Raw genomic sequence first — 11017 nt, 5'->3', positions numbered from 1 at the left:
TGTACACCGGGAAGGACTGCGATCGACTCTGCGGATAGGCTCCGTCCATGCCCGCGACGCTGCGCACCCTGCTGCACCGAGCCGACCTGCACCTCCGGCTGCTGACCGGGTCCGAGTCGGACGCCCTCGACGCCCCGCTGTCCTGGCTGCACAGCTCCGACCTCGCCGACCCGACGCCGTTCCTGGCCGACGGGCAGGGGCTCCTGACGACGGGCACCCAGTTCGGCGCCGACGACGACGGCGACGCGTCCGCCCGGTCCTTCGCCTCCGCGTACGTCGCGCGCCTCCGGGACCGGGGCGTCGTCGCGCTCGGGTTCGGCACCGAGGTCGTCCGTGCCACCCCCGAAGCACTCGTCACCGCGTGCGCCGACCAGGGGCTCCCGCTGTTCGAGGTGCCGTACGAGACGTCCTTCATCGCCGTCGCCCAGGCGAACGCCGACGCCGTCGCCCGTGACGCCAACGCCCGCAACGCATGGGCCCTCGCCGCCCAGCGCGCCATCTCCCTCGCCGCGATGCGGCCGGACGGACTCGGGGCGACCATCGCCGAGCTGTCCCGACAGCTCGACGGCTGGGTCGGGCTGTTCGACGTGTCCGGCCGTCTCGACCGCGGCCACCCCGCAGAGGGCGTCCCCGACGACGACCTCGAGCTGCTCCGCACCGAGTCGCTCCGCCTGCTCCGGGCCGGGCAGCGCGCCAGCCTGCCCGTCACGACGCAGCACCGCACCGGCTTCACGCTGCAGACGCTCGGGAGCGGCGGTCACCTGAGCGGCGTGCTCGCCATCGCGAACGGCGGCGCCCTCGACCGCGCCGGCCGTGAGGTCGTGACGTCCGTGATCGCCCTCGCCGGACTCGCCCTGCAGCAGAACCGTGAGCTCGCCCGCGCCCGGGGGCTGCTGCGCACCGGGCTCCTCACGATGCTGTCCGTCGGCGATCCCGGCGTCGTCGACACCACCTCGCGCGAGGTCTGGGGGCCCCTCCCCGCGGAGCCGGTGCGGATCGCGGCGCTCGACGTCCCCGACCACGACGTCGACACGGTGGTGGACCTGCTCGAGCTGTGGGTGCAGGACCGCCCCGGACACCTCTTCTTCGCCGTCGACGACGCCCTCTTCCTCTGCGTCAGCGCCGATGACACCACCGTGGTCGAGGAGCTCGTCGGGCGCTTCGACCTCCGCGCCGGGCTCTCCGACGGCGCCTCCTACCGGTACTTCGGGCGTGCCAGGACGGAAGCCGTGCAGGCGCTCGACCGCCGACGCGAGGGACGGCCGGGGATCACCGAGTTCGGTGACCTCGCCCGCGAGGGGGTGCTCGCCCACCTCGCCCACGTCGACGTCGACGCCGGCGCGGTCGCACGGGCGTTCCTCGCTCCCCTGCTGGACCACGACCGCACCGCGGGCACCGAGCTCACCCGCACGGTCCGGGCCTGGCTCGAGCAGAACTGCGAGTACGACCGCACCGCCCAGGCCCTCGGCATCCACCGGCACACCGCCCGGGCACGGGTCGAGCACGCGGGTCGACTGCTCGACCGGGACCTGTCCGTGTTCGCCACCCGCGCCGACCTCTGGGCGGCGTTCGTCGTCGAGGGCGGGCCCGCAGCCGCCGAGGGCGGGCCATCCGGGCCGGGCCGCCCGGCAGCCGCCGAATAGGGTTGCCGCGTGCCCACCACTCCCCCTCGTCGACGGCTCAGCCCGGCGGAGCGCGAGGCCCAGATCGTGGCAGCCGCCGAGACGGTGGCCCGTGCCGAGGGCCTCGCCGCGGTGACGATGCGCGGCGTCGCCGCCGCCGTCGGTGTGGCACCCTCGCTCGTCGCGCACTACCGGCCGGCGATGGAGGACCTCGTCGGCGAGACCTTCCGGACGGTTGCGGGGGACGAGGTCGCCGAGGTCCGCGCACTCGTCGACGCCGAACCCGATCCGGTCGCCCGCCTCCGGACCCTCCTCGCCTGCATCGCCGACCCGCACCGGGACGACGTCGCGTCGCTGTGGGCGGACGCCTGGAGCATCGGGCGGACGAACCCCGCGCTGGCGCAGGCTGCCCGCGAGGTCATGGACGACTGGCAGGCACTCGCGACCGGCGTGGTCCGGGACGGCGTCCGCACCGGCTCGATGCACACCGACGACTCCGACGAGGTGGGTCGGCTCCTGTTCGCCCTGGTCGACGCGACGAACGGCTACGCCCTCGTCGACTACCTCGACCGGCCGACGCGCGAGGGACTCGTCCGGACGACGATCGCCCACGCCGTCGGCCTGGAACCGTCAGCGCTCGCCTGAGATCGTCCCGCTCGTCGCCCGGCGGAGCGCCACCCACTGCAGCAGCATGATCGTCTTGCCGTCGGCGATCCGACCGTCGTCGACCATCGCCAGCGCCTCGTCGAGCCCGACCTCGAGCACCTCGATGTCCTCCCCCTCGTCCTCGATCCCGCCGCCGGCGTCGACCCGGTCGGCCGGCGACCAGGACCCGACGTAGCAGTGCACGCGCTCGGTGACGGAGCCCGGGCTCATGAAGGGGTCGTACACGTGGACGAGGTCGCCCAGCCGGATGCCGAGCTCCTCGGCCGCCTCGCGCCGCACGGCCGTCTCCGGGTCGTCCTCGTCGAGCAGTCCCGCGGCCACCTCGACGAGCATCCCGTCCGGGTGCCCGTTGACGTAGGCGGGCCAGCGGAACTGCCGGGTGAGGAGGACGATGCCGCGCTCCTCGTCGTACGGGAGGACCGCCGCTCCGTTGCCGCGGTCGTACGTCTCGCGCTGCTGACGGTCCCAGCGGCCATCGCGGCGTCGGACGTCGAGCGTGGTCCGACGGAGGACGTGCCAGCCGTCCGAGACGACCTCGACGTCCCGGACGACCACGTCCGGGTTCCGGTCGAGCCCCCGGCCGACGGCGTCGAGGCCGGTCCGACCACGACCGTCCGGGACGGTGGTGCCTGGTCGTCGGTCCGGAGTTCCGTCATCGCTCATGTACCGATTGTCTCGGTTGATCCCATGACCACGACGGACGACCTCCGACGATCTCGACCGACGCGCCCCCGGGCGGTGACGGTCTCGGTGGCGCTCTGGGCGCTGTGGCTCGTCGTCGGCGTCGCATCCACCGTGGTGGTCTTCGCGCTGGGCTGGGGACTCCCGGGGTTCGGCGGGGTCGTGGCCCTGGTGGTGTCCCTCGTCGTCTGGTCCGCGGTCGTCTGGGCGGTGCTGCGGGTCCTCCGCGGATCGTCGACCGCCCGGTGGGTGCTGGTCGCCGTCGCAGCGTTCCGAGCGGCCCTGAGCATCTCGAGCGGTGGGATCTCCCTCGTGCTGTTGGCGGTGTCGGTCGCCGCCGCGGTCCTGCTGTTCCTGCCGGGCGTCCGCCCGTGGTTCCGCCGACGTGAGCCGGTGGTGCCGGACGCACACGCGCGCTGACGGCCGCGCGACGGCCCCCGGACCGGGGACGGGCACCGGGGTCCCCCTTTGTGGGGACCGAGCCGATCCGTCGGAGCCGAACCGTGCCTCCAGGCCTGTGAAACGGCGAAAGCCCCCGGATCTCTCCGGGGGCTTCCACTGTTTCTGCCTGGTGCGCGAGGGGGGACTTGAACCCCCACGCCGTTTCCAGCACACGGACCTGAACCGTGCGCGTCTACCAATTCCGCCACTCGCGCCAGCCCAAGAACACTACCATGCACAGAAGGTGCCAGACGCCAACCACTACCATGCAGAGGTCGACGACCGAGAACACTGGAGACCCATGGGCCTGTTGGACAGCTTCGAGCGAGGGCTGGAGCGCGCCGTGAACGGCGCGTTCGCGAAGACCTTCCGCTCCGGCGTGCAGCCCGTCGAGATCTCGAGCGCGCTCCGCCGAGAACTCGACACGAAGGCCGCGGTCGTCTCGCGCGAGCGGATCCTCGTGCCGAACGAGTTCACCGTGCGCCTCGCCCCGCCGGACTTCACCCGCATGAACGACGTCGGTCGACCGCTCATCGACGAGCTGTCGCAGATGGTCCAGCAGCACGCGGTCGCGCAGAACTACTCGTTCTCCGGTCCGGTGACGATCCGGCTGCAGCAGGACGGCACGCTCTCGACGGGCATCCTGCAGATCGACTCCACGACGGTGCAGCGCGACGTCGCGTGGGTGGCGGTCCTCGACATCGGCTCGCAGCGGCACAAGCTCACGCGTGGTCGCACGGTGATCGGCCGGGGGACGGACGCGGACATCACCGTCGCGGACACCGGCACGAGCCGCAAGCACGTCGAGGTGATCTGGGACGGCAAGCACGCCCAGGCCAACGACCTCGGGTCCACGAACGGCTCGAAACTGAACGGTGAGCGCTTCCAGCAGGCCATCGTGGAGCCGGATTCCACGATCGAGATCGGTCGTACCCGTATGGTGTTCCGGGTGATCCCCGAGAACGACGGAGGTACCAGGTGACCACAGGGCTGACCCTGCTCGTCCTGCGCTTCGCGTTCCTCGCGGTGCTCTGGCTGTTCGTGTTCGTGATCGTCTTCGCCCTGCGGAGCGATCTGTTCGGCCAGCGCGTGCGCACCATCCCGACCGATCCGAAGGCTGGCACGTCCGGTCCGACGACACCGGCGGTGCCGACCGCAGCGGCGCCGGCTCCGGCGTCCGGCGGCGGCTTCACGGACCTCATCAGCCAGCCCGGAGGCTCGCAGCAGTCCGCCACGCCGGTCGCGACCCGCCTCGTGATCACCGAGGGATCGCGCGAGGGCATGGAGATGCCGCTCGGCGGCGGGCCGATCACGATCGGCCGGTCCAGCGAGTCCAACGTCGTCATCCGCGACGACTACACCTCGACCAACCACGCCCGCCTCGACCTCCGCGCCGACGGCTGGCTCCTCACCGACCTCGAGTCCACGAACGGCACCTTCGTCAACGGTCAGAAGGTGACCGCCCCCGTGGTCATCGCCGAGGCGACGCCGATCACGATCGGGACGACGACGTTCGAGCTGCGGCGGTAACCCGGGATGACCGCTCGCACGCTGAGCGCCGCTGTGTCCCACGTGGGGCGCATCCGCGCGAACAACCAGGACTCCGGCTACGCCGGGGCGCACCTGTTCGCGGTGGCGGACGGCATGGGCGGGCACGCCGGCGGTGACGTCGCGTCCGCGATCGCGATCCGACGTATCAGGGAGGTCGACCGCGAGTTCCCCTCGGCCCACGACGCCGAGTTCGCCCTGCAGTCGGCACTCATCGCCGCGAACCAGCTCATCACCGAGACGGTCTTCGAGCACCAGGAACTGACGGGCATGGGCACCACGGTGTCCGCGATGATCCGCGTCGGCGACCAGATCGCCATCGCCCACATCGGTGACTCGCGCATCTACCGGCACCGTGACGGCGAGCTGCAGCAGATCACGTCGGACCACACCTTCGTGCAGCGCCTGGTCGACAGCGGCCGGATCACCCCCGAAGAAGCCGCGGTCCATCCGCGTCGGTCCGTCCTCATGCGTGTGCTCGGCGACGTCGACGCCGCGCCCGAGGTCGACACGGCGATCATGGACATCCAGCCGGGCGACCGCTGGCTGCTCTGCTCCGACGGCCTGTCGTCGTACCTGGCCGAGGAGCGCATCCGGCACGCCCTCGCGTCGAACATGGACGCGAACCAGGTCACGCAGCGCCTCGTCAAGGAGACGCTCGACCACGGCGCGCCGGACAACGTGACCGTCGTGGTGATGGACGTCACCGACGCCGAGCACGATGACGACGACGACGCGGCGACCACCGTCGGCTCTGCCGCTGCACCGCTGACCTTCGAGGCATCGACCGGTCGGAAGCCGATCCGCCTCCCCACGATCCTGCTGCACCCGCTCAAGGTCACGACGGCGCCCGAGGACTCGCACTTCGAGCCCGAGTCCGACCAGTTCTTCGCCGAGCTCATCGCCGAGGACCGACGTCGCCGGATCCGCCGCCGCATCTCGTGGACCATCGCCCTCGTCGTCGCGGTCGCCGTGCTCGTCGGTGCCGTGTTCCTCGGCTGGCGGATCATCCAGGACCACTACTACGTCGGCACCGACCGCGGCACCGTCGCCATCTACAAGGGCGTGCAGCAGTCCATCGGACCGATCGCGCTGTCGGACGTGTACGAGGACACCGACATCACGACGTCCTCGCTGCCCGACTACACGCGGGAGAACGTCCGCTCCACGATCAACGCCCAGTCGCTCGACGACGCGCGTGACATCGTCGACCGACTGCGGAAGGCCGCCGAGACGGGGCAGGACCAGGCCGGCACGGGCGGTGACGGCGGATCCTCGTCGTCGCCCACACCGACGCCGAGCGGGTCGTCGACGCCGTCCTCGTCCCCCGGGGCGAAGCGATGACGAACGCGAACGCCCAGTCCTTCACGCAGGCGATCACGATCAAGCTGCGTGAACCCGCCCGTGCCCGGAACCTCGAGCTCGTGCTGCTCGTCATCGCGTGCGGCATCTGCGCCGGAGCGATGATCCTCGTGCAGCTCGGCACCAAGGGCCGGGTGTTCGACACCTCGGTGCTCTGGACGGGTGCCGGGATCCTCGGACTGGCGCTGATCATGCACGTGGTGCTGCGGATCGTCGCGAAGAACGCCGACCCGTTCATCCTGCCGGTGGCCCTGGTCCTCAACGGGATCGGCATCGCCGAGATCTACCGGATCGACATCCACAACGACCTCACCGGCTGGTCGGCCATCGGCGTGAAGCAGATCGTCTGGACGATGCTCGCGATGGTCCTGGCGATCATCACCGTCTCCGTCGTGCGGAACCACCGGTTCCTGCAGCGGTACCGCTACATCTTCATGTTCCTGACGATCGCCCTGCTCCTCCTGCCGATGCTCCCCGGCATCGGTGAGAACGTCGGTGGCGCGCGGGTCTGGATCAAGATCGGCCCGTTCTCGTTCCAGCCGGGCGAGCTCGCGAAGATCACGATGGCGCTGTTCTTCGCCGGCTACCTGGTCACCGCCCGCGACTCACTGTCGATCGTCGGCCGGAAGTTCCTCGGCATGACGTTCCCGCGGGCACGCGACCTCGGCCCGATCCTCGTGATGTGGGGCGCGGCGATGGCCGTCCTCGTCTTCCAGCGTGACCTCGGTACCGCGCTGCTCTACTTCGGGCTCTTCCTCGTGATGCTCTACGTGGCAACCGGCCGGATCAGCTGGGTCGTCATCGGCCTCGGGCTGTTCGTCGGCGGCGCGCTCATCGCGCAGTCGGCCCTCGTCTACGTGCACGGGCGGTTCGAGCAGTGGCTCGACCCGTTCAACCAGGAGATCTTCCAGCGGCAGACCCAGGGCAGCTACCAGCTCGTGCAGGGCCTCTTCGGCTTCGCGAACGGTGGCATCACGGGCACCGGCCTCGGCCAGGGGCGCCCGTACATCACCCCGGTCGCCAACGCGGACTACATCATCGCGTCGCTCGGCGAGGAGCTCGGCCTCATCGGCGTCTTCGCGATCCTGGCGCTCTTCATCGTCCTGGCGTCCCGTGGCATGCGCGTGGCGTTCATGGCGCAGGACGACTTCGGCAAGCTGCTCGGCGTGGGCTTCGGCTTCATCATCGCGCTGCAGGTGTTCGTCGTCGTCGGCGGCATCACCCGGGTCATCCCGGTGACCGGTCTCACGACACCGTTCATGGCCGCAGGTGGTTCGTCGCTCATCGCCAACTGGATCATCGCGGCGATGCTGCTGCGGCTGACCGACTCGATCCCCGCCGAACAGCGCGTCCAGCAGGGCGCGATCCCCGCTGCCCGCGGCAAGGCCGGACGGAACACCACCGGACGCGGGCTGTCCGCGCGCGGCACGGCTGCGTCCGGCACTGCCTCGTCCGGTGCGACCAGGAAGGAGCACAGCCGGTGAACCGACAGCTCCGCGGTGTCTCGACCGTCATCGTGCTCATGTTCGTCGCACTCTTCGTGTCGACGACCTCGATCCAGTTCTTCTCGGCGGACTCGCTCCGCGCCGACTCCCGCAACTCGCGGACGATCCTCGCCAGCTACTCGACGAAGCGCGGTGCCATCCTCGTGAACGGCAGCCCGATCGCCGAGTCGACCCCGGTGGACGACCAGTACCAGTACCAGCGCAAGTACACCCAGGGCGACCTGTACTCGGCCGTCACCGGGTACTTCACGATCGGGCAGGGCAACTCGGGCATCGAGGGCGCCGAGAACACCGTGCTCTCCGGCAACTCGGACGCCTCGTTCTTCCAGAACCTCAACGCGATCCTCACCGGACAGGACGTCCAGGGCGACAACGTCAACCTGACGATCGACCCCGACGTGCAGAAGGCCGCGTACGACGCGCTCGGGGACAACACCGGCGCCGTCGTGGCCATCCAGCCGAAGACCGGCAAGATCCTCGCGATGGTGTCGAAGCAGAGCTACGACCCGAACTCGCTCACCTCGCACGACACCCAGAACGTCATCGACCAGTACAAGGCGCTCGAGAACAGCGCCGCGAAGCCCCTGCAGAACCGTGCCATCGGCGGCGACCTGTACACGCCGGGATCGGTGTTCAAGCTCGTCGTCGCCTCAGCCGCACTCGAGGGCGGCAAGTACACCCTCGACTCCGAGTTCCCGAACCCGTCGCGGCTGCAGCTGCCGGGGACGAGCACCTACATCAACAACGCCGAGGGTGGCTCCTGCGGTGGCGGCGACACGGTGAAGCTCCGGACCGCGATCCAGCACTCGTGCAACATCCCCTTCGCCGAGCTCGGGCAGAAGCTCGGGTACGACGCGATCAAGAGCATGGCCGACAAGTACGGCTTCGGTGACGCGATCGAGGTCCCGATGCGGGCGACGGCCAGCCAGTACCCCGCGGTCGACTCGACGGCGCAGCTCATGCTCAGCTCCTTCGGGCAGGCGAGCGTCCGTGTCTCCCCACTGCAGATCGCCATGGTCTCGGCCGGCATCGCGAACGGCGGCAAGGTCATGCAGCCCTCGCTCGTCGACTCGATCACCACGAGCGACCTGAAGACCGTCGAGTCCTTCGCGCCGAAGCAGTACAGCAACCCGCTGTCCGCGTCCGAATCCGCCGACCTGACCGAGGCCATGCAGAGCGTCGTCAGCTCCGGGACCGGCACCAATGCCAAGATCGACGGTGTCGACGTCGCCGGCAAGACGGGCACGGCCGAGGGCGGCACGGGCGACCCCTACACACTCTGGTTCACGGGATTCGCCCCGGCGAAGGACCCCGAGGTGGCCGTCGCGGTCGTCGTCGGGAACGGCGGCGGGCTCGGGCAGTCCGGAGTCGGCAACACGGTCGCGGCCCCGGTCGCGAAGAAAGTCATGGAGGCGGTGCTGAACAAATGAGACCCACCAGCGGACTCACCTTCGGTGGGCGGTACCAACTCTCGTCCCGGGTCGCCATCGGCGGCATGGGAGAGGTGTGGCAGGCCACCGACCTCGTCATCGGGCGGACCGTCGCACTCAAGATCCTCAAGGACGAGTACCTCGGTGATCCCGGCTTCCTCGAGCGCTTCCGCGCCGAGGCCCGGCACGCGGCACTCGTGAACCACGAGGGCATCGCCAACGTCTTCGACTACGGCGAGGAGGACGGCAGCGCCTACCTCGTCATGGAACTCGTTCCGGGCGAGGCGCTCTCGACCATGATCGAGCGGGAGCACACGCTGCCGGTCGACAAGGTCCTCGACATCGTCGCGCAGACCGCCAACGCCCTGCAGGCCGCGCACGCCGTGGGCCTCGTGCACCGCGACATCAAGCCCGGCAACCTGCTCATCACGCCGGACGGCCGCGTCAAGATCACCGACTTCGGCATCGCCCGGATCGCCGACCAGGTCCCGCTCACCGCGACCGGCCAGGTCATGGGCACCGTGCAGTACCTCTCGCCGGAGCAGGCGAGCGGGCACCCGGCGTCCCCGTCGACGGACATCTACTCGCTCGGCATCGTCGCGTACGAGTGCCTGGCGGGGCGTCGTCCCTTCACGGGCGAGTCGCAGGTCGCGATCGCGATGGCGCACATCAACGAGCAGCCCCCGGCGCTCCCGGGCGACATCCCGGAGCCCGTCGCCGCCCTGGTGATGTCCTGCATCGCGAAGAAGCCCGCCGACCGTCCCGCCACCGCGGCGAACCTGGCCCGTGCGGCACAGGCACTCCGTCGTGGTGACGTCGCAGCCGCGACCGTCGCCGTGCCCGCGATCGGCGGCGCCGGCACCGTGGCGTTCAACCCGCCGCAGGGCCAGGGGAACGACGCGGCGACCGCACTCCTCGGTACCCAGGCCGGTGCCGTCGCCGGGGGCCCCGGCACCCCGGGCTCGCCGGTGACCGGCGAGGACGACGAGCCCAAGAAGAAGCGCGCCTGGATCTGGTGGCTCGTCGGGATCATCGCCCTGCTCGTCATCGGCGGCGTGATCGCGGCGTTCGCCATCAACGGCAACAACGCGCCCGAGCCGTCGTCCTCGCGGTCCTCCACCCCGAAGCAGACCCAGACGCAGTCGCAGACGCCGAGCGCGGCCCCCACGCAGACCAGGGTCCTCGTGAACGCGTCCGACTACGTCGGTCTGTCGGTCACCGACGCCCAGGCGAAGCTGCAGCAGGCGCACCTGACCTCGCGTGTCGAGGACGGCGACCCCGCACCGAGCGCCGACAAGGCGAACACCGTGCAGTCGATCAGCCCGACGGGCAGCCTCGCCGAGGGATCCCTCGTCGTCATCCAGCAGTACACGGCGCAGCCCACGGTGAACCAGCCGAACTCGGCTTCGCCCGGGGCGGTCTCCGCCGACGGCCGGGTCACCTTCAGCTGGGCCGCGGCCACCTGCCCGACCGGGTACACCGTGGCGTCGTACGCGTACACGATCACCGGCGGCAAGGACGGCTCGAGCCAGACATCGGGAACGCTCGACGCCGATCACCGCTCGGTCGACGTCCAGATCGACGCGATCGGCAAGTCTGCCTCGCTGAGCTACACCGTCACGTGCGGCAACCTGCCCGCGTCGGCCGCGTCCGAGGCGGCGGCGAGCGACACGTGGCAGGCGACGGACGAGCCGACGGTCGACCCGACGGACGGCACCAACCCCAGTCAGGGTCCGCAGGACGGCAACTGACTGACCCTCGG

10 protein-coding genes and 1 tRNA gene are annotated in these 11017 nt (G+C 70.5%); 9 read left to right on the top strand and 2 right to left on the bottom strand.

Annotation, left to right across the window (positions count from 1 at the left end; all coding sequences use genetic code 11):
- Positions 1 to 47: 47 nt before the first annotated feature.
- Positions 48 to 1643 (top strand): PucR family transcriptional regulator, encoded by a 1596-nt coding sequence (locus BLT36_RS03110; RefSeq protein ID WP_092091839.1) that lies wholly within the window; start codon positions 48 to 50, stop codon positions 1641 to 1643.
- 9 nt (positions 1644 to 1652) lie between these two features.
- On the top strand, positions 1653 to 2267 hold the full coding sequence (locus BLT36_RS03105; RefSeq protein ID WP_092091837.1) for a TetR/AcrR family transcriptional regulator: 615 nt from the start codon (positions 1653 to 1655) through the stop codon (positions 2265 to 2267).
- Here BLT36_RS03105 and BLT36_RS03100 read toward each other — a convergent pair.
- A complete protein-coding gene (locus tag BLT36_RS03100; RefSeq protein ID WP_092091835.1) occupies positions 2253 to 2951 on the bottom strand; it encodes an NUDIX domain-containing protein in 699 nt (232 codons plus the stop codon). The two genes, BLT36_RS03105 and BLT36_RS03100, sit on opposite strands and share 15 nt — an antisense overlap.
- A 24-nt stretch (positions 2952 to 2975) precedes the next feature.
- Between BLT36_RS03100 and BLT36_RS03095 the strand changes: the two genes are divergently transcribed.
- Positions 2976 to 3389 (top strand): hypothetical protein, encoded by a 414-nt coding sequence (locus BLT36_RS03095; protein WP_092091834.1) that lies wholly within the window; start codon positions 2976 to 2978, stop codon positions 3387 to 3389.
- Between the two features lie 149 nt (positions 3390 to 3538).
- Here BLT36_RS03095 and BLT36_RS03090 read toward each other — a convergent pair.
- Positions 3539 to 3625: transfer RNA gene (locus BLT36_RS03090), tRNA-Leu, on the bottom strand.
- An 86-nt stretch (positions 3626 to 3711) separates the two neighbouring features.
- On the opposite strand from BLT36_RS03090, the gene BLT36_RS03085 reads away from it, so the two are divergent.
- The 6 genes from BLT36_RS03085 to BLT36_RS03060 are packed head-to-tail and all read left to right on the top strand — an operon-like array spanning position 3712 to position 11006.
- Positions 3712 to 4392, top strand: coding sequence for an FhaA domain-containing protein (locus tag BLT36_RS03085; protein WP_092091832.1), 681 nt, complete (start codon positions 3712 to 3714; stop codon positions 4390 to 4392).
- Positions 4389 to 4940 (top strand): FHA domain-containing protein FhaB/FipA, encoded by a 552-nt coding sequence (locus BLT36_RS03080; RefSeq protein ID WP_092091830.1) that lies wholly within the window; start codon positions 4389 to 4391, stop codon positions 4938 to 4940. Before BLT36_RS03085 ends, BLT36_RS03080 begins: the two co-directional genes overlap by 4 nt.
- A gap of 6 nt (positions 4941 to 4946) precedes the next feature.
- A complete protein-coding gene (locus BLT36_RS03075; RefSeq protein ID WP_092091828.1) occupies positions 4947 to 6302 on the top strand; it encodes a Stp1/IreP family PP2C-type Ser/Thr phosphatase in 1356 nt (451 codons plus the stop codon).
- Entirely contained in the window at positions 6299 to 7804 is a 1506-nt protein-coding gene (locus BLT36_RS03070) for an FtsW/RodA/SpoVE family cell cycle protein (protein WP_254787298.1), read from the top strand. Before BLT36_RS03075 ends, BLT36_RS03070 begins: the two co-directional genes overlap by 4 nt.
- Positions 7801 to 9255 (top strand): peptidoglycan D,D-transpeptidase FtsI family protein, encoded by a 1455-nt coding sequence (locus BLT36_RS03065; protein ID WP_092091826.1) that lies wholly within the window; start codon positions 7801 to 7803, stop codon positions 9253 to 9255. The genes BLT36_RS03070 and BLT36_RS03065 overlap by 4 nt, the downstream gene beginning before the upstream one ends.
- Positions 9252 to 11006 carry a protein kinase domain-containing protein gene (locus BLT36_RS03060; RefSeq protein WP_092091824.1) on the top strand — a complete coding sequence of 585 codons (1755 nt, stop codon included), beginning with the start codon at positions 9252 to 9254 and terminating at the stop codon, positions 11004 to 11006. The genes BLT36_RS03065 and BLT36_RS03060 overlap by 4 nt, the downstream gene beginning before the upstream one ends.
- Positions 11007 to 11017 lie beyond the last annotated feature (11 nt).

Origin of the sequence: Curtobacterium sp. UNCCL20 (assembly GCF_900101675.1) — a bacterium.
Classification (GTDB): domain Bacteria; phylum Actinomycetota; class Actinomycetes; order Actinomycetales; family Microbacteriaceae; genus Curtobacterium.
The sequence above is the reverse complement of the archived record's forward strand: the minus strand, read 5'-3'. Positions and strand labels throughout refer to the sequence as shown.

Bases quoted from the DNA above. Each gene is read 5' to 3' on its own strand.
- BLT36_RS03110 (WP_092091839.1), top strand. From the start codon at position 48: ATGCCCGCGACGCTGCGCACCCTGCTGCACCGAGCCGACCTGCACCTC.
- BLT36_RS03100 (WP_092091835.1), bottom strand. From the start codon at position 2,951: ATGAGCGATGACGGAACTCCGGACCGACGACCAGGCACCACCGTCCCG.
- BLT36_RS03095 (WP_092091834.1), top strand. From the start codon at position 2,976: ATGACCACGACGGACGACCTCCGACGATCTCGACCGACGCGCCCCCGG.
- BLT36_RS03085 (WP_092091832.1), top strand. From the start codon at position 3,712: ATGGGCCTGTTGGACAGCTTCGAGCGAGGGCTGGAGCGCGCCGTGAAC.
- BLT36_RS03075 (WP_092091828.1), top strand. From the start codon at position 4,947: ATGACCGCTCGCACGCTGAGCGCCGCTGTGTCCCACGTGGGGCGCATC.
- BLT36_RS03070 (WP_254787298.1), top strand. From the start codon at position 6,299: ATGACGAACGCGAACGCCCAGTCCTTCACGCAGGCGATCACGATCAAG.
- BLT36_RS03060 (WP_092091824.1), top strand. From the start codon at position 9,252: ATGAGACCCACCAGCGGACTCACCTTCGGTGGGCGGTACCAACTCTCG.